Here is a 17,052-nt window from a genome sequence, read left to right as displayed (position 1 = left end):
ACCTTGGGGGTAAGGCCATGGCGAAAATCTTCAGTCCGGACGCGGTGTGGACGCTGCCGGAGTTCGAACAGGCCGCACTCAACGTCGCCTACGAGCTACGGCTCAACGGGATCAACCCCGGCGACCGGGTGCTGCTCAAGGCGGGTAACTCGGCGGGCTACGTGTGCACGCTGCTCGCGCTCATGCACGTCGGCGCGTCGATCGTGCTCGTGGACCACAAGGAACGGCCCGACTCGACCGAACGAATCATTGTCCAGGCACAGGTCAAGACCTGCATCGTGGACGACGACGCGCCCATGCCCGCCGAGCCCGGTCCGGTGGTGAGCGTCTACCAGCTGCAGGTCGCGGCGACCGGCCGGGTGCCACTGGAACCGAAGCTGTCCATCGGCGACTGGTGCGAACGCCCGGACGGGCTGATCATGTGGTCGTCCGGCTCGCTGGGCAGCCCCAAGGGTGTGGTCAAATCCGGCGGCCGGTTCCTGCGCAACCTGGAGCGCAACCGGGAACAGGTCGGGCACCTGGCCGGTGACGTGCTCGTCCCGCTGCTGCCGTTCAACCACCAGTACGGATTGTCGATGGTGATGATCGCGTGGCTCGCGCGATGCTCGCTGGTCATCGCGCCGTACCGGCGGCTGGACCGCGCACTCCTGATGGCGACGCGCTGCGGCGGCACCGTTTACGACGCCACCCCGGCGACCTACCGGAGCCTGCTCAGCATCACCGCCTCCCGGCCCGAGCTGCGGGCCGGGCTCGACACCGTGCGGATGTTCTGCTCGGGAGCCGCCTCGCTGGACGACAACCTGTCCGTCCGGTACCTCGAGGAATTCGGCCTGCCCCTGCTCGACAGCTACGGCAGCACGGAGATGGGCAACGTCTCCTTCGCCACCCTGGACAACCCTGTCGCCACCGGGGTGGCGATGCGCGGGCTGGAGCTCGCCGTCACCGACGACGCGGGCGAGCGGGTGAAGGCTGGTGAGGTGGGGGAGATCCAGGTCCGTACGCCGGACCTGATGACCGGATACCTCGGCCAGGAAGGCGACGTCGAGCCGATCGCCGACGACTGGTACGCCAGCGGCGACCTCGGCTACCTCGACGAACAGGACAACCTCTTCGTCCTCGGCCGCAAACTCGCCGTCGACCGGATGGGGTACACCATCTATCCGGAGATCCTGGAGCGGAAGGTCTCCGGGGTGGGCGCGTCGGCCAAGGTCATCGCCGTCCCCGACGAACGCCGCGGCAACCAGCTGGTGTTCTTCGTCGAGGACGAACTCGGCCGGGAACCGGGCTTCTGGCGCGAGCGAATGGCCGGTGCGCTGGAACAGTGGGAACTGCCGAACCGGGTCGAGGTGCTCGACCGCTTCCCGCTCAACCGGAACGGCAAACCCGACCGAGGCCAGCTGCAGGACCTCGCGCTTGGCACGTCGCTCAAGTCCTCGTGAGTGTTTTGGGTCGTTCTAGCGACCCAAATCACTCACGAGACCCGACCCCCTCGGTACCGGCGCCCGTTGATCGCCTCGCCGGTTCTGGTGCCGTACGTCGCTCACGGGAAGCCGCCTCACTTTCGTGAGCCGTCCCGCGTTCGTGAGGCACCTCGCGTTGGTGTGACCGGTGGGTCTGGTGGCGCAGGTGAGGCGTGGTCGGGGTGATCGTGAGCGGTAAGTCGTGTTTGAACGCGACTTACGACTCACGAGGCGTTCGGTGGCTCGGGTACTGGCGCCCGTTGGTCGCCCCAAGTACAGGAAGGTCCCCTTCCTTGCGCCTAGGTACAGGAAGGGGGCCTTCCTGTACTTGGGAAGGTGTGAAGGTCGAGTTTCCTCGGCTCAGCCGAGGGAAGGAGTCCTTCACGCGCGACCACTGTGCCTGCTGGTGCGCCAGGGACCACAGCGGCGACCTGAAAGGCCCCCTTACTACCTTCAGGGTAGGCAAGACGGCGCCCGGAAGGCGCCCGAACCGCGCCCGGAAGGCACCGAAGATCAGCGGGGGTAACCCGCCCGGGTGGCCGCCACCCTCCCCCGCAGACCCGATAACCGGAGTGAAATCGTCCGATATACGGGGGCGTAACAGGTAATCGGTAACGCTGTGAATCCGTGCCGACCGCTTACGTGAGCCCGGGCGTACTTCCTTTCCGGGATTTGGCACGTTGATGCCAATGACGTGGACGTTGGTGTAGTGTCGCCTCCGGGGGATAGGCCGGGATGCTGGCCTACGTAATCGGTGGTACTGGGGATGAAATGACCGGCTTTCGTCAAGTGTGGAATTTGTGTAAAGACCGCGCGTATCGGTGAAACCCGAATTGGATCGACCGCGATAATCATTTGGGGTGATGGCGGCGGCGGCCGGGATCGATGGCGATCTCGGCGGCGGCTGCGGCAATGGTCGGCACAATGGGGGTGACAATGCGTGCTGTCGTATTATTGTTGGCCCTGCTCGTCGCCGGGCTGACGACGGCCGGCATGATCCGGCCGACAATGGTGACGGACCACGGGACGCCGGTTGCCGGCGCACCGTCGTCCTTACCGGAATGTTGCCATTCGGTAAATCGATTGTCCGTCCATCCGGATGCCTCCGACGGGGCTTCCGCCGGGACGGGCCTGGACTGCGCCGTCGTGCCCGCACTGGGCGGCGTCGTGTCGTCCGATCGGATCTGCACCGGCCGTTCGCTTTCCTGTCGTGCGAACGAAAGAGGCCCTCCAGGTTCGGTGCGCTGTCGCACCGCATGGGTGTGAAGCCGAGAGGACGGGTCTCGCCTGGGGATGTTCGGCAAAGCCGCCGGAAACCGGTGGGGTTCCGCCCTGCTCCGCGCACCGTGAACAGCGTGAAATGTTCGTCAACGGTTTAGCTGGGTCTTGGGGGATTCATGAGTTTTGTCAATGCCTTGTTGGAGAGAGCGCAGCCCATGGCGGCGCTGAGAAGCAAACTGGACGAGAACACGAAGAAGATTCGGGGAAGCACCGTCGTGCTCACCGGCCCACCAGGGAGCGGCAAGACGACATTGCTTCAGGACTTCGCCTATCAAGCCGCCGTCTCCGGCGCCGTCGTGCTGAGCGCGGTGGGGGCGAAGCTCGTGCAGGACGTCCCCTTCGGAATGATCCGGCAGCTCTGTGACGGCATGGCGATGCCCGAGCTCGAAGAAGTAACCCGGCTGACCGGCCATTCGGGTGAAATCGATTCGGAAGGGGCGACGGCAAACGTCGCGTACGATATCTGCGCGCGACTGCTGCAAGTTTCCGCGTGCACCCCGTTGCTCATCAGCATCGACGACGTGCAGTTCGCCGACGAGGCGTCCACGCTGTGCCTGCAGCTGCTCGACGGCAGGCTGCACACCGCGCAGATCATGCTGGTGGTCGCCGAATCGCCGCATGAGCGGGGCCGGAAGACCGACTGGCTGCGTCAGCCCCGGTCCCTGCGGCTGAAGGTGCCACTCCTGTCGCCGTCGGCCGTCGAGCAGCTGGTCACCGCCAGGTATCCGGATCCGGAGTTCGCGGCGGCCTGCCTGCGGGTCACCGGCGGCAATCCGCTGCTGCTGAACGTCCTGCTCGGCGAGGAGCAGCCCGGTACCGAGCCGATCGGGCGCAGTCCCGGTTACCGGCAGGCGGTGACCGCGGTACTGGGCCGGTACGGCGCCGTGACGGTGGCCGTCGCCAGGGCGATGGCGGTGCTCACCGAGTCCGCCGCACCCGCGCTCGTCGCGGACCTGCTCGGCCTGGACGAGAAGATCGTGAAGGCGCGCGTCCAGGAGCTGGAACAGGTCGGGCTCGCGGCGGGTGACCGGCTGCGGGACGAGGCGATCTGCGCCGCCGTCCTGGACGAGATGCCCGTCGACGAGCTGGGCCGGATGAACCTCCAGGCGGCGGAGCTGCTGTACCACGACGCGGCGAGGCCTGACCGGATCGCGAAGCTGCTGCTGGACGCGCAGGACGCGGAGGAGCCCTGGATCGTCGGCATCCTGACCGAGGCGGCCGCCGAGATCTCCACGCCGGAAGCGGCGGACTTCGCGCGGCGCTGCCTGGACATGGCAAGGCGGATCTGTGTCGACGACCGGCAGCGTGCCGACATCGCCGTCCGGCGTGCCGCGATCGAATGGCAGCAGCCCACCTTCAAGATCACCCGGCACACCCGGCAGATCGGCGACATGGTCGACGATCTCCGCGCGGGTGCGCACCGTTCCGTGACGTTGATCCACTACCTGCTCAGATACGGGCAGTTCGGCGAGGCGGCACGGGCCGTGTCGGCGCTCGCTTCGGCGGGCCAGACCCCGGACGCGGCCGAACTCGCGGCACTGCGGCTGATGCTCGCCGCGACCTACCCGCCGCTGGCGAAGGCGCTGCGGCCCTCGGCCGCCGACGAGGAGAGCGGCGACGCGTGGCTCGCACTGCACGCCGGGGCGACCGGGCGCAGTGCCACGATGCTCTACGACGTACTCACCCAGCGGATCGACGGGAATCCCCTGGTCGGTGCCGGGCAGCTGCTCCGCACGGTACGGCTGGATTCGTCGTCGTTCGAGCAGGTGGAGAGCATCCTGCTGGCGCTCGTCTACGCCGACGAGCTCGCGACGGCCGCGTCGGCCTGTGAGCACATGCTGGTCAGGGCAAGGCATGTCGGCAGCGCCGCCTGGCAGGCCAGGCTGCACAGCCTGTTCGCCGAGATCGCGCTGCGCCAGGGCGACCCGAAGCGGAGCCTGGAGCACGCGGAGCTGTCGCTGAGGCTGTTGCCGCGGCAGGCGTGGGGTGTGGCCATCGGCCTTTCGCTGTCCTGCCTGATCCTCGCGTCGACCCGGCTGGGGCGGTACCAGGCCGCGGCCGATCACGTGCACCAGCTGGTCCCCGACGACCTGCTGAAAACGAGGTTCGGGCTGCACTACCTCTACGCCAGGGGCGAGTACCACCTCGCGACCAGTCAGCTGCACGCCGCACTCGAGGATTTCATGGCCTGCGGCGATTTGATGCGGGAGTGGGCGATCGACTCGCCCGGCCTCCTCCCGTGGCGAACCGGGGTCACCAGGGTCTACGCGGCCATCGGCGAGCACGACCGCGCCGTGCAGATGGTCGACGCGCAGGCCGAGAGACTGAGACCGGGGCAGTCGCGGGGCCGCGGCATCACCCTGCGGTACCGGGCCGCGGTGAGCGAGCCCAAGAACCGGCCGCGGCTGCTGCGCCAGGCGGTCGAATGCCTGCAGAACGGCCAGGATCAGCACGAGCTCGCGCACGCGTACGCCGATCTGGGCCGTGCTTACCAGGTTCTTGGCGACCATCAGCGATCCCGGATGATGTTCCGGCAGTCGGTGCAGCTGGCCGACGCCCGCGGTTTCGCGCCCCTCAAGGAACGGCTGGCCAAGGAGTTCCCCAACGGTGCCCGCGGGGAGGCCGAGGCCAAACTCGGCGCGGTGATGCCGAAGGTGCTGAGCGAGTCGGAGCGCAAGGTGGCGTTCCTGGCCAGCCACGGCTACACCAACCGGGAGATTTCGGAGAAGCTGTTCGTCACCATGAGCACGGTGGAACAGCATCTGACCCGGATCTACCGGAAGCTCAAGGTCGCGGGCAGGCATGACCTGCCGGCGCGCCTCGGCGGTGCCGTGGCGCGTGGTGGCTGAACGTCCGCTCTCCGAGGGCGGGGCAACCGGGAGCCGGTCGTGACGGGCTCCCGGCTGTCCCGTCATCGGAAGGAGTCCGGCGTCGGGTCGTCGTGCATCACTCGCAACCCTCCGTCGAGGAACTGCTCGCGCATGGCCACCCGGCGGGTCTTCCCGCTGGTGGTGCGCAGCACGGATCCCCGTCGCAGCAGCACCACCCGGTCGGCCGTGACGTCGAGGGCCATCCGCAGACGCTGCCGGATCCGGTCGGCGATCTTTGCCAGGTCGTGCTCGTCCGGCCTGCCGCGAACCTCTTGCAGCAGGACGAGATCGTCGCGGCCGGTGCTGACCGCCGCGCCCAGTTCGACAGCGTCGCCGAGTTCGATCCGGATCTCCTGTTCGATTTGCTGCGGCAGCAGGATCCGGTCGCCGAGCCGGATTACCTCGTCGAGCCTGCCGAGCACGAACAGCTGGTCGTCGTAGGACACCCCGAGATCGCCGGTGTGCAGGAAACCCTCGTCGGCGAAACCGCGCTCACCGCGGTGCGCCCAGTAGCCCTTGCCGATACTCGCGCCACGCAGCCGGATCTCGCCGGCGTGCCCCGGCGGGAGCACCGCGCCGGTGACCGGATCGGTGATCCGGAGCTCGAAGTCGGTCACCGTGCCACAGCTGACGATCTCGCGGCCCTTCCCACGGTCATCGGTGGGGACGAACCGGCCGCGCTCCAGCATCGCCGCGTCGACCAGCCGGACGTCGGGTGCCCGATCGCTGATCCCGGTGACGTAAACGGTGGCCTCGGCCAGCCCGTACACCGGGCACGGCGCGCTTTCCCCGAAGCCGGTGACCGCGAAGCGACGCTGGAAATCCCTGAGCGTGGCGGGATTGATCGGCTCGGCGCCGTTGAGCGCGCTCCGCCAGCCGGAAAGATCCAATGTGGACAGTTGTTCGTCGGTCACCTTGCGCAGGCACAGCCGGTACGCGAAGTCCGGACCGGCCGAAAGCCGTACGCGGTAGCGGTCGATCATCTGCAGCCAGGCCAAGGGCCGTTTGAGAAAGGTCGTCGGGGCCATCACCACCGAGGAGCCGCCCATCAGCAGCGGCAGCATCACGATGCTGAAACCCATGTCGTGATACAGCGGGGTCCATCCGCCGAATCTGACGTTCTGCCTGCCGCCGAGCGCCCGGTGCTGCGCGGCGGCGTTGGCGATCAGGTTGCCATGGGTGATCAGGATGCCCTTCGGATCCGTCGTGGAACCCGACGTGTACTGGAGCATCGCGATCGTCTCGGTGTCCACGCCGGGACGTGACCAGGCGGTGGCGGGCGGCAGATCGACGGCGTCCGCGGCGAGGCACCAGAGCGGGCCTGGCAGGGCCTCGGCCGCCCAACCGGCCACAGTGGACAGTTTCTCGATGGTGGTGATCGCCGCCACCGCACCCGCGTCGGTGGCGATATGGGCCAGCCGCTCGCTGTGCTGGCGGTATCCGCCGGGTGCGGGAGCGGGGACCGCGATGACACCCGCGTAGAGACACCCCAGGTAGGCGGTGAGGAAGTTCGGGCCGTCCTGGCACAGCACCAGAACCCGGTCACCCGGCCGGGTTCCGCTCGCCAGCAGCGCCGCGACCCGGCGTGCCGCGTGGTGGAGTTCCCCGTAGGTCAGCGAACCCGCCGGTTCGGCAGCGGCAGGATCCTCGACGTGGATCACCGCAGTCTGGTCCGGATGCCGTCGGGCGGCGGCGGACAGCAGGTCGATCACCGTGCCCGAAGTACGGACGGTGCTCGTTTCGGGAGTGGCTAGAGAGGTCATCCGGCGCCTTCCGCTGTCTATTACCACAATTCCCGGAATGTCCGGCACAGTGAATTCGGCACTGTCAATTTCCGGCACAGTGAATTCGGCACTGTGCGAACGGCGAAACGAATTCGCGTGCCGCCCGTCGCCGGGTTTCGGCTGATAACGGAATCGTGGTCCGGACCGGCATTCCACTCAACCCCCTATCTCCCCCTTAGTGGGTCGCACCAGGGGTGGTATCGGGAGTACGGTTCGAAGCTTTCGCGCGCATGACGGAGAGGGCGTACCGGACCTGTGGGGGTGGACAGGTTGGGGATTTCCGGTACGCCCTCAGACCGGTGGGGTCAGCAGACGGCGTTCAACGCCTCCACATGGCCCGCGATCGCCTTGACAAGGTCGACCACCATCAGGGCTTCGTGCAGCCGGTCCCGCTGGAGCTGGAGATAGCTCTCGGCGATCGTGGTGAGCACCGGAACCAGTTCCTTGTCCTTCGTACCGTCGGAGAGTTGCTGGAAGAGAGTGATCTTGCGGTGGATCACTTCGGCGATCTTGTCCTTCGACAGGCTGTCCGGCACCCAGACCGCCTCGGCGATCGCCTTGGCGCAGGCTTCGTCCCTGGTCATCGAGCCGCTCACCGCCGCGGACGGGCCACCGGTGCCGGTATCGGCGGCCGTCCCCGGCTCCCGGCAGCCCGCCAGCATGGTCACCGAGATCGCGAGGGCCGTCAGGCAGGACAGTGCTCGACGAGTGCCGCGCACCGTCGTCAGCCCGCTCGGCCGGAGGTGTTCTCCACCAGGTCGCCGCGGTCCTTCGAGACCTCGGCCCCGGTGCCGCGCAGCCGGGCGCCCCTGATCGCGACGGCGAGGGTGCGGACCAGCACCATCGTCATGGCCATCAGGACGAAGAACGCGGTGACCGCCTCGACGTCGATCGAGTTGTCCTGCAGGAACTCGCCGACCTCCTTGGCGAACGAGGTGACGTTCTCCACCGCCCAGATGAAGGTCAGGCGCAGCACCAAGACGATCAGCCAGATGGCCACGTAGGGCAGTCCCGCCCTGGTGTAGAGCTTCTTGTTGGCCGGGTCGCGTTCCACCGACATGGTCAGCATCAGGCCGACGCCGATGGCGAGCCCGATGGTCGTGCCGATAGCGGCGGTGACCAGGTTCGGCGTGGTGAACGTGAGGTCACCGATCACCAGGTAGGCCACATAGCCGACCATCCCGAGCGGGGCCAGCAGCTTGATCACCCCGAGCCGGTGCCGCCCGGCCTGCGTCGCGAGGACGATCACGATGAGGATGCCGCTGAGTATCAGCGCGTCGCGCATTCCGTCGCTCATGGAGCACTCCCTATTCCATCCGGCAACACAAGGTCTTTTCCGATGTGCCAACGCTAGGACCCCGGATGGTCCGGCCACATCCACGCGACGATCGAAGTACGCACTTCCTTTAGGAGGTACGGAATCACCGCGGCGTACCGCCGAAGGGATGACCGCGGCTCAGAGCCAGCCGAAGCGGTCGGCGATCCGCGCCGCCTCGGCCCTGGTGCCCGCGCCGGTCTTGGCGATGGCCGAGGACAGGTAGTTGCGCACCGTCCCGCGGGACAGATGCAGTTTCTCGGCCACTTCGGCGATCGTGCCGCCGTCCGCGGCGATCCGGACGACCTGGCTTTCCCTGTTGGTCAACGGATTCGGCCCGGTCACCACGGACCGCATGGCCAGCGCCGGGTCGATGACCCGCTCGCCGTCATGCACCCGGCGGACCGTGTCGAGCAGGTCCTCCGGCGGGATGTCCTTGAGCACGAACCCGACCGCGCCCGCCTCGATGGCCCTGGTGAGATAGCCGGGCCGGTCGAAACCGGTGCACATGACCACGCGGCAGCCCGGCGACCGGACGCGGAGTTCCGCCGCCGCGGTGAGGCCGTCCACCCTCGGCATCCGGACGTCGAGCAAGGCGACGTCGGGTCCGGTGCGCGCGGCCGCGTCGGCCACTTCGTCACCGTCACCGACGACCGCTACCACCTGGATGTCCGGCTCCAGTTCGAGCAACAGCGCCAGCGCGCCTCGGACGAGTACTTGATCTTCGGCGATCAGCACACGGATCATCGACCCCCCATCCCCCGGAAACAGTGCCGTGTTCGCAACGTAACAGCGAAATCACCGGCTGTGGGAGGCCGAGGCGAGGGTGCGACCGCAAGTTGACGTGACGCGGGGGTGGATTGTTTTCGTTGGTCCACTTGACAGTCCACCTTTCGGCGGACCGCCGTGACGGCCGCCCGGCGCCGGGCGGCCGTCACTTGGCACTGTGGTTACTGGAAGTAGATCTTCGTGGCGGAAAGCACGGCGCCGGTGTTCGACGCGCCGATGCCGCACTGGACCGTCGCGCAGTCGACCGGACCCCACGGCTGGCCGTCGCGGGTGTAGCCCTGGAAGGCCTTGTGCACGGTGTAGGGCGTGACGCCGGTGCCGGCGGTGTCGGTGATCAGGCCGACGATGTTCTTGCCGTCGCAGACGACGAGACCGTCGGGCAGGCTCGCACACTCGGTGACGGCGACCTGCTCTTCGGCGGCGTAGTCGCTGACGGTCACGTTGATGGTCGCGCCGTCGGACAGGCCCGTCGACGGGTCCGCGCTCACCGACGGGTCGGCCGCGGCGAACGCCGTCGAGGACAGCCCGCCGAGCAGAGCCAGCGACAGGGCGGCCACCGGAACGGCACGGGAAAGGAAACGCGACTTGGTTGCGGAAGCCATGGCGAAATACCTCACTCTGGTTTCGAGAAAACGGATGTGATCGGCGATTCGCGCGAGTCCGGCTTTTTCGGCCTGCTGCTTTTCGCGCTGAACGAAAAGTAGCAGTCGTGCCGGTTTCACTGATACTGACATCTGTCACTATTTGCCTGATGACCGATGTCATTGCACGTTATTCAGGAATTGTGTTCGCCTTTTTTATCCGCGCAGGGAACCGATGAGGCGCCGGATCACCTGGGAGTATTCGTCCTTGACCCGGGCCTTGTCCTCGTCCGGTGCTTCGGCGAGCGCCAGGCCCGCCGCGCCGAGGATGTGGAAGATGACGCGCGCGGTCGGCGCCACGGGCAAGGGCGCGAAGTCGCCGTTTTCCACCAGCGGCCGGACGATCTGTTCGATCAGCCCGTAGCCGTATTCCTCTTCGCGTTCGGTCCACTGCCGCCAGCCCAGTGCGATCGGGGCCTCCTGCCACACCAGCCGTCCGTAGACCGGGTCGCAACAACGGTCGAGAAACCTTTCCAGGCCGGACATCGTGGCCTGCCATGGATCGGCCGCGTTCGCGTGCGATTCGGCCACGTTGCCGGTCATCCCGGTTTCCAGCTGGTCGAACACCGCCTGGAAGAGTGCGGTCTTGTTCGCGAAGTGGTGGTAAACCGCGCCCCGGGTGGCCTGGATGTCCGCGGCGATGTCCTCCAGCGACGTCCCGGCGAAGCCGTGCTCGGCGAACCGGCGGGTGGCCGCTTCCAGCAGTGCGGCCTTGGTGGCCTCCGAATACCGCGTGCGCCGGCTCTTGACAGAAGACATGCGCGGAGAATACAACATGCGCAGTGTATGTTACCGACACTGAGTAGGTGGGGGCCTCCATGTCCGAGACGAAAGTGCTGTTCAATCCGCTGGAGCCCGGTTTCGCGGACGACCCATACCCGGCCTACCGCCGGATGCGCGAGATCGATCCGGTGCACCAGCACCCGTTCGGATTCTGGATCCTGACCGAGTACCAGGACGTCGCGGCGCTTCTGCGTGCCGGGCTTTCGGTGGACGACAGGCTGGTTTCGGGCGGCCAGGTGCGTGCGCAGTACGACCAGCTGGACACCGACGACATGAACGTGCTCAACCTGTGCATGCTGGACGTGGACCCGCCGGACCACACGCGGCTGCGCACACTGGTGACCAAGGTCTTCACGCCGCGTTCGGTCGCCGCGCTGGAACCGGAGGTCACCCGGCTCGTCGACGTCTCACTGGACCGGATCGAGGACGCGGGGCGCGCGGACCTCGTCGAGGAACTGGCGTTCCAGCTGCCGTTCACGATGATCTCCCGGATGCTCGGCATGCCGCCGCACGACCACGTCCGCATCCGCGAGCTGAGCGCGACGATCGTCCGTTCGCTCGAAGCCGTCTCCGATCAGGAAGTGCTGCGGGCGATCAACGACGCCGGCGTCGAGATCACGTCGCTCATCCGGCAGCTCGTCGCCTGGAAACGCGCGAATCCGGGGGAGGACTTGCTGACCGCGCTCATCGCCGCGGAGAACGACGGCGACAAGCTCAGCGACGACGAGATCGTCGCGCAGGTCGCGTTGCTCTACATGGCGGGCCACGAAACGACGGCCAACCTGATCTCCAACAGCGCGGTGGCGTTGCTGCGCAATCCGGATCAGCTCGCCCTGCTGCGGGAACGCCCGGAGATCGCGGGTAACGCCATCGAGGAACTCCTCCGTTACGACAGCCCCGTGCAGCAGGCTCGCCGGGTCACCACGAAGCCGTACTCGGTGCGGGGCAAGGAAATCCCGGCCGGCACTTTCGTGCTCGCCTGTCTCGCCTCGGCCAACCGGGACCGCCGCTTCTGGGGCCCGGACGCCGACGAACTCCGGCTCGACCGCGCGAACGCCCGGCGTCACGTGTCCTTCGGCGCGGGCCCGCATCACTGCCTTGGCTCGTCGCTGGCCAGGCTCGAAGGCCGCGTCGTGATCCAGCGCCTGGTGAGCCGCTTCCCGAAGCTCGAATTCGACGGCGAGGTCAAGTGGAACGGCCGGATCAACCTGCGTGGCCCGGCAATGATCCCGATCGCGGTGTAGCGCCACCCTCATTTGCTTTTATGGCATGGTGGTGCTAATTTAGGTTCGTGCCCAAAGCACTTCTGGGGGAAGGGGATCCGAGGTGAACGGCTGGCTCTTGGCAGGCCTCATCATCGGTGTGGTCGTCGTACTGACCATGCGGGTCATCGGCGAACCGCTCAACTGGCGTGACCTGCTGGCGCCACCCATCGTGCTGATCATCATCGGCGTGGTGGGCATGGCGAACTTCGAGGAACTCAACGGCGGCGACGTCGCCTGGGTGGTCGGCGGTTCCGTGATCGGTTTCGCGTTCGGCGCGGCGCGTGGCGCCACAGTCAAGCTCTACGAGAAGAAGGGCGAGCTCTGGCAGAAGTACACCGTCTGGAGCCTCGTGCTGTTCGTGGTGGGTGTGGCGACCACCTTCGGTTTCGGGCTGGTCGCCGTCAAGTTCGGCATGCACCCCGAAGCCCGGCCCTACCAGCTCGCGATCGGGATCAGCTTCGCCGGTGAGGCCGCCGTGCTCTTCCCGCGCGGCCTGGCCATGGACGCGCCCTTCGCCAAGGACAAGGAACGCCCTTGGGACAAGTGGGCGAAGGAACGTCCCTGGGACCGGCTCAACCGCTGACCCCGTTCGCGCTTCGACCCGCTCGCGGTCCTGAGGCTTGAAGTACAGGAAGGCCCCCTTCCCTGCGCCTGGCGCAAGGAAGGGGGCCTTCGTGTACTTCAGGGCGCGGTGGTCGTGAGTGGGGCCGGGCCAGTCGTGAGTGCCACTCGCGACGACCGTGCTCGGCCACCTGCCGCCTCGGCCGGGTTCTCGTGAGTGATCCGGGTCGTTCTAACGACCCAAAAACACTCACGACGAAAAGTCGCCTTCGTCCCACGCCTGTCCCTGATTCACAGTCCGCGTGAACGCCCTGTGAATCTTGCGCGACCACCGCGCTTGTTTCCCCACGAGGCCGCGGTTTCCTGGCCATCGGCGTGACCCGGGTGCTGTGAACGATCACAGCCTTTCCCCGCGACCGCGCGAGGGCGTTGTCCCCGCGGGCGGGGCGGCGCACCGTGATCTCGGCCGGAGTGCCTCGCCGGCCGACGGCACCTTGATGTGCCTCTCCCCATCCCCATGTCAAAGGAGACATCTGTGAAGAGCCTATCGAGCCGGCGGGTGACCCGGGCCGCGCTGGCGACCGGCGCCGCCGTCTTCGCGTTGAGCATGCTGCCCGCCACCGCGCTCGCCCAGCCCGGTGGCGACGGGGACCGGCCCAGCGGCCTCATCCAGACCCAGACCCACTCGCAGGTGCGCGAGATCGCCCCGGCGGCGGGCACCGCGACGACGTTCGCCACCACCGCGGCCTCCAAGCAGCTGAACTACACCCAGCAGGTCCAGCAGAACAACCAGTGGTGCTGGGCGGCGGACGGGTCGAGCATCGAGCGGTCGCAGGGCGGTTCCGCCACCCAGGCCCAGTTCTGCGCCGCGGGCAAGGGTTCGTCGGGCGGGTACTGCCCCAACCAGGCGGCCCAGATCTCCGAGATCGTCCGCGGTTTCCGGGGCACCGGTTTCTCCGCGCAGGACGCGGGTGGTCCCATCGGCTTCAATTCGGTCGTCAGCCAGGTCGACGCCGGGATCCTGAACCTGACGGGGATCTACTGGACGTCCGGCGGTGGTCACGCCGAGGTGATCTACGGCTATGACTCGGCAAACCAGTCGATCATGGTCGGCGACCCGTGGCCGAGCTACCAGCGCTACCAGACCTGGAACTACAACCAGTACCGGAGCAACGGTCAGTTCCGCTGGAACGACACCATCGTCAACATCCGGAAGGGCTGATCAGCGGTCATGAACAGGATCTGCCGGAAGTTCTCCAGTTGTCTCGTGGTCGCCGTCGCGATGCTCGTGCCTGCCGCGCTGCCCGCCACGGCGAGCGAAGGAGTCGTCCCGCCCTCGGACGGCGACCTCGCCGCAGCCGTGCGCGTCGCCGGTCAGCCGGGTGCGATCGGTCTCGCGAAATCGAACTTCCGGCAGGTCGACCGCATCGAACCACGACAGATCACGGTGAGCGACCGGGGTGTGCCGGTCTACACCCTCAATCCCGATTTCGTCCGCGGCACGGCCGGGGCACCGGCGGGTGTCCTGAAAGCCGTCGCCGTGACGGCCACCGCCGATTCCGGCCAGAAGGCCACGGTGCAGGCGATGCCGGAAGGCCAGGGAACGTGGGTCGCGGCGGGTGCCTTCTCCGGCAACGACGAAGAGACCTTGAGCGCACGGCTTCGCCCGGGTTCGGTCCTGCTCAACGAGCCCCAGATCAACGGCTGGTACGACCTCGGCCGCAACGACGTGGTGCTCCTGCAGGCGAGTCTTCCCCAGTCACCGGTGGGGAAGTCCGCCCCGCTTTCCGAGTATCAAAAGGCTGTGCACGGCCGGTACGCGGACAAGATGCCGGGCTCGGATTATCAGCGCAATCAAGGAATCGGCTTCGCCCAGGCAGACGGTCAGCCCGTCGACAGCGGCCTGCCGGTGGCGATCGTGGCCGGTTTGATCGCCGGGGGAGCGGCCGTGCTCGCCCTCGCGGTGTTCGTGGTGTGGCGGAAGCGTCGCCTCACTCCCAGATGAGGTCGATTCCGGCGATCCCGACGTCGAGATCTTCGAAGTAGGCACTGACCGTGGCTCCCGGGCCGCAGAACAACGGTTCGTTGACCACTGGCGGGAGTTCTTCGCGCTCCCGCACGGTTTTGACGCAGCGGGCCGGGATCGCGTCGGGGTCGAAACGCAGCCGGAGCAGGTACGCCGACATCCGGGATCGCACGGTCCGGTGAAAGCAGGTCGAACGGACCGACGCGGCCAGGCGCAAAGTGAAGGCGAAAGTATGCGTTTCCCCTTCGGTGAGACCACGATCGAAGAGGAGCTCGAACACCATTCCCGGTGACGAGGCGCTTCTTCGCACTCTGCCTCTTCGGCAGCCGTCGGTGGCGATGACGGACGTCGCCTCCATGTCCGTGCCCTCTTCATCCTGATGGGTCACCACGAAGCCGTCCGCGCCGGATTCCCGTGCCCGCACCACCATCGTCGAGGTGATCTCCACGGTCCGGCCTTCCGCCGTCAGGGTCAGCAGATCGACCACGGTCACCACGTCGAGTTTCGCGTTCCCCACCGTGCCGGGCGAATCGTTCAGCTCGTCCAGCAGTGCGCAGGTCTCCGCCCAGCTCTGCCGCAGCTCCGGCAGCGACGGCCTGCGGTCGCCTTCCCGCCGATGCGGGCCGATCAGGACGATCAGACTGTCGGACGGGAGGCCCAGCACCGTTTCGAGGGCGCGGACGACGTCGAGTGATCTGGGCGTCGACGGATGCCGGAGCCCGCGCTGCCAGTAGCTCAACGTCGACTCGGCGGCGGAAACGCCGCGTGCCGCCAGATGCGCGCGGATGCGGGAGAGGGAAAGGCCGCGCTGTTCCACCGCTTCGGAGAGGGCCCGGTGGAAAGGTCCGGACCTGACCGCGTTCGGGACCGGTGCCGTGCCGGACTCCTTGCGTTGCTGGTGCATTTGACACCTCGATGACCGCCGGGTTGGCGATCAGCATGCGCAGTCCGGCACCACTAGACAACCGTCTAAGGTCGAAAACCGGACTTTCCGGCCGCGCCCTGGTCAGGAGAATGCGAGACGCAGGCCGTCGAGCCCGCGTAACGTCACCTGCTTCACCCAGACCGGCTCCGAGGTCCGGTGGAAGGCGCGGCCGGTGCCGAGCAGCGTCTCGAACAACACCCGTCCTTCCAACCGTGCTAGCGGAGCGCCGAGGCAGTAGTGGATGCCTTGTCCCAGCGCGAGATGCTTCGGCGAAGGACGGCCGACGTCGAAGCTGTCCGGTGCCTCGTGCGTGCGGGGATCGCGGTTGGCCGCGCCCAGCAGCACGACCGTCTGCGCGCCTTCGGTGACGGGCTCGTCGCCGATGGTGGCGTCGCGCAACGCGGTCCGCGTCGTGAGCTGGACAGGGGAGTCGAACCGGAGCATTTCCTCGACCGCGTTCGGGATCTTCGACCGGTCCCCGGCCAGCGCCCGTAACTGGTCCGGATGGTTCAGCAGCGCGAGGATCCCGTTGCCGATCAGGTTGGTCGTCGTCTCGTGCCCGGCGACCCGCAGGAGCATCGCGGTGATCACCAGTTCGCCTTCGCTGAGCCGGTCGCCCTCGTCGGACACCGAAACCAGGTCGGAAAACAGGTCGCCGGTCGGCCGCTTTCGCCGTTCCTTGGCCAGTTCCCGGAAATACGCGACGAACTCGCGCCGGGCGGCGACCGCCGCGGTGACCGTCTCCGGCGCGATCAGGAACGCCGGATCGAGCGCCCGGCCCATCGCGTGCGACCACTCTTCGAACCGGCCGCGGTCGGCGAGGGGCACCCCGAGCAATTCGCTGACGACGACGACCGGCAGTGGCCTCGCGATCTCGGTCATCAAGTCGAATTCGCCCAGTTCGAGGGCTTTCGCGACGAGCTCCTTCGACAGGTCTTCCAGCCGCGGGGCGAGTTGTTCGATCATCCTCGGCGTGAACGCCTTGGAGACCAGCCGCCGCAGGCGCGTGTGGTCGGGCGGGTTGAGCCCGAGGAACGAGCGGATCACCCGGCCCTGCTCGTCCACCGGCTCTTCCGTGTCTGGGTTCGGCAGCACCTCCGGTTCCGGATGGCCGAACGCGGAGTTCCGCAGCAGGGCGGACGCCTCCTCGAACCCGGTCACCACGAAGAACCCTTCGTTCACCTTCAGCACCGGGCCGCTGTCGGCCACCTGCCGGTAGAAGGGGTATGGGTTGGCCCTGGTTTCCGGGTTCAGCAGGTTCTCGAGCATCACCCGATCCTAGGCTCAGCCCGCCAGGATGAGCGAGGTCGAGACCGGCGCCGCGAGCCCGTGGTACACAACACCGGACGGCA

The 17,052-nt window shown here is 67.4% G+C and carries 15 protein-coding genes; 6 read left to right on the top strand and 9 right to left on the bottom strand.

Going from position 1 to position 17,052, the window contains the following annotated elements; translation table 11 throughout:
* The first annotated feature begins 17 nt into the window (after positions 1 to 17).
* Complete coding sequence (locus AB0M65_RS11285; RefSeq protein WP_364025036.1) at positions 18 to 1,439, top strand: class I adenylate-forming enzyme family protein; 1,422 nt, start codon at positions 18 to 20, stop codon at positions 1,437 to 1,439.
* 872 nt (positions 1,440 to 2,311) lie between these two features.
* Here AB0M65_RS11285 and AB0M65_RS11280 read toward each other — a convergent pair.
* The gene (locus AB0M65_RS11280) at positions 2,312 to 2,650 is read right to left on the bottom strand and encodes a hypothetical protein (RefSeq protein WP_364025034.1); all 339 of its coding nucleotides are present in this window, start codon (positions 2,648 to 2,650) and stop codon (positions 2,312 to 2,314) included.
* A 207-nt stretch (positions 2,651 to 2,857) separates the two neighbouring features.
* Here AB0M65_RS11280 and AB0M65_RS11275 point away from each other — a divergent pair, with 207 nt between their 5' ends.
* Complete coding sequence (locus tag AB0M65_RS11275; RefSeq protein WP_364025032.1) at positions 2,858 to 5,590, top strand: AAA family ATPase; 2,733 nt, start codon at positions 2,858 to 2,860, stop codon at positions 5,588 to 5,590.
* Between the two features lie 62 nt (positions 5,591 to 5,652).
* On the opposite strand, the gene AB0M65_RS11270 is transcribed toward AB0M65_RS11275, so the two are convergent.
* From AB0M65_RS11270 to AB0M65_RS11245, 6 genes are all read right to left on the bottom strand, one after another.
* The gene (locus AB0M65_RS11270; RefSeq protein WP_364025030.1) at positions 5,653 to 7,374 is read right to left on the bottom strand and encodes a fatty acyl-AMP ligase; all 1,722 of its coding nucleotides are present in this window, start codon (positions 7,372 to 7,374) and stop codon (positions 5,653 to 5,655) included.
* Between the two features lie 326 nt (positions 7,375 to 7,700).
* Positions 7,701 to 8,114: a hypothetical protein gene (locus AB0M65_RS11265; protein ID WP_364025027.1), complete on the bottom strand. Its 414-nt coding sequence runs from the start codon at positions 8,112 to 8,114 to the stop codon at positions 7,701 to 7,703.
* A 5-nt stretch (positions 8,115 to 8,119) separates the two neighbouring features.
* The gene (locus AB0M65_RS11260) at positions 8,120 to 8,692 is read right to left on the bottom strand and encodes a DUF1453 domain-containing protein (RefSeq protein WP_364025024.1); all 573 of its coding nucleotides are present in this window, start codon (positions 8,690 to 8,692) and stop codon (positions 8,120 to 8,122) included.
* 159 nt (positions 8,693 to 8,851) lie between these two features.
* On the bottom strand, positions 8,852 to 9,457 hold the full coding sequence (locus AB0M65_RS11255) for a response regulator transcription factor (RefSeq protein ID WP_364025021.1): 606 nt from the start codon (positions 9,455 to 9,457) through the stop codon (positions 8,852 to 8,854).
* Between the two features lie 203 nt (positions 9,458 to 9,660).
* The gene (locus AB0M65_RS11250; protein WP_364025018.1) at positions 9,661 to 10,101 is read right to left on the bottom strand and encodes an enediyne antibiotic chromoprotein; all 441 of its coding nucleotides are present in this window, start codon (positions 10,099 to 10,101) and stop codon (positions 9,661 to 9,663) included.
* Positions 10,102 to 10,296: 195 nt separating this feature from the next.
* Entirely contained in the window at positions 10,297 to 10,899 is a 603-nt protein-coding gene (locus AB0M65_RS11245; RefSeq protein ID WP_364025015.1) for a TetR family transcriptional regulator, read from the bottom strand.
* Between the two features lie 59 nt (positions 10,900 to 10,958).
* On the opposite strand from AB0M65_RS11245, the gene AB0M65_RS11240 reads away from it, so the two are divergent.
* From AB0M65_RS11240 to AB0M65_RS11225, 4 genes are all read left to right on the top strand, one after another.
* On the top strand, positions 10,959 to 12,167 hold the full coding sequence (locus tag AB0M65_RS11240) for a cytochrome P450 (protein WP_364025013.1): 1,209 nt from the start codon (positions 10,959 to 10,961) through the stop codon (positions 12,165 to 12,167).
* Positions 12,168 to 12,249: 82 nt separating this feature from the next.
* Positions 12,250 to 12,771, top strand: coding sequence for a DUF1453 domain-containing protein (locus tag AB0M65_RS11235; RefSeq protein ID WP_364025010.1), 522 nt, complete (start codon positions 12,250 to 12,252; stop codon positions 12,769 to 12,771).
* Positions 12,772 to 13,284: 513 nt separating this feature from the next.
* On the top strand, positions 13,285 to 13,971 hold the full coding sequence (locus tag AB0M65_RS11230) for a papain-like cysteine protease family protein (protein WP_364025007.1): 687 nt from the start codon (positions 13,285 to 13,287) through the stop codon (positions 13,969 to 13,971).
* 9 nt (positions 13,972 to 13,980) lie between these two features.
* Positions 13,981 to 14,754 carry a hypothetical protein gene (locus AB0M65_RS11225; RefSeq protein ID WP_364025004.1) on the top strand — a complete coding sequence of 258 codons (774 nt, stop codon included), beginning with the start codon at positions 13,981 to 13,983 and terminating at the stop codon, positions 14,752 to 14,754.
* On the opposite strand, the gene AB0M65_RS11220 is transcribed toward AB0M65_RS11225, so the two are convergent.
* Both AB0M65_RS11220 and AB0M65_RS11215 read right to left on the bottom strand, forming a co-directional pair.
* Positions 14,741 to 15,679, bottom strand: a complete 939-nt coding sequence (locus AB0M65_RS11220) for a helix-turn-helix transcriptional regulator (RefSeq protein ID WP_364025001.1) — start codon at positions 15,677 to 15,679, stop codon at positions 14,741 to 14,743. The genes AB0M65_RS11225 and AB0M65_RS11220 overlap by 14 nt on opposite strands.
* A 102-nt stretch (positions 15,680 to 15,781) precedes the next feature.
* A complete protein-coding gene (locus AB0M65_RS11215) occupies positions 15,782 to 16,969 on the bottom strand; it encodes a cytochrome P450 (protein WP_364024998.1) in 1,188 nt (395 codons plus the stop codon).
* Positions 16,970 to 17,052 lie beyond the last annotated feature (83 nt).

Source organism: Amycolatopsis sp. NPDC051071 (assembly GCF_040682875.1).
In the GTDB taxonomy this organism is placed as follows: domain Bacteria; phylum Actinomycetota; class Actinomycetes; order Mycobacteriales; family Pseudonocardiaceae; genus Amycolatopsis.
Note: the sequence above shows the minus strand (reverse complement) of the source record. Positions and strands in the feature narration are given on the sequence as shown.

Bases quoted from the DNA above. Each gene is read 5' to 3' on its own strand.
- AB0M65_RS11285 (WP_364025036.1), top strand. From the start codon at position 18: ATGGCGAAAATCTTCAGTCCGGACGCGGTGTGGACGCTGCCGGAGTTC.
- AB0M65_RS11275 (WP_364025032.1), top strand. From the start codon at position 2,858: ATGAGTTTTGTCAATGCCTTGTTGGAGAGAGCGCAGCCCATGGCGGCG.
- AB0M65_RS11270 (WP_364025030.1), bottom strand. From the start codon at position 7,374: ATGACCTCTCTAGCCACTCCCGAAACGAGCACCGTCCGTACTTCGGGC.
- AB0M65_RS11260 (WP_364025024.1), bottom strand. From the start codon at position 8,692: ATGAGCGACGGAATGCGCGACGCGCTGATACTCAGCGGCATCCTCATC.
- AB0M65_RS11255 (WP_364025021.1), bottom strand. From the start codon at position 9,457: ATGATCCGTGTGCTGATCGCCGAAGATCAAGTACTCGTCCGAGGCGCG.
- AB0M65_RS11250 (WP_364025018.1), bottom strand. From the start codon at position 10,101: ATGGCTTCCGCAACCAAGTCGCGTTTCCTTTCCCGTGCCGTTCCGGTG.
- AB0M65_RS11245 (WP_364025015.1), bottom strand. From the start codon at position 10,899: ATGTCTTCTGTCAAGAGCCGGCGCACGCGGTATTCGGAGGCCACCAAG.
- AB0M65_RS11240 (WP_364025013.1), top strand. From the start codon at position 10,959: ATGTCCGAGACGAAAGTGCTGTTCAATCCGCTGGAGCCCGGTTTCGCG.
- AB0M65_RS11225 (WP_364025004.1), top strand. From the start codon at position 13,981: ATGAACAGGATCTGCCGGAAGTTCTCCAGTTGTCTCGTGGTCGCCGTC.
- AB0M65_RS11220 (WP_364025001.1), bottom strand. From the start codon at position 15,679: ATGCACCAGCAACGCAAGGAGTCCGGCACGGCACCGGTCCCGAACGCG.
- AB0M65_RS11215 (WP_364024998.1), bottom strand. From the start codon at position 16,969: ATGCTCGAGAACCTGCTGAACCCGGAAACCAGGGCCAACCCATACCCC.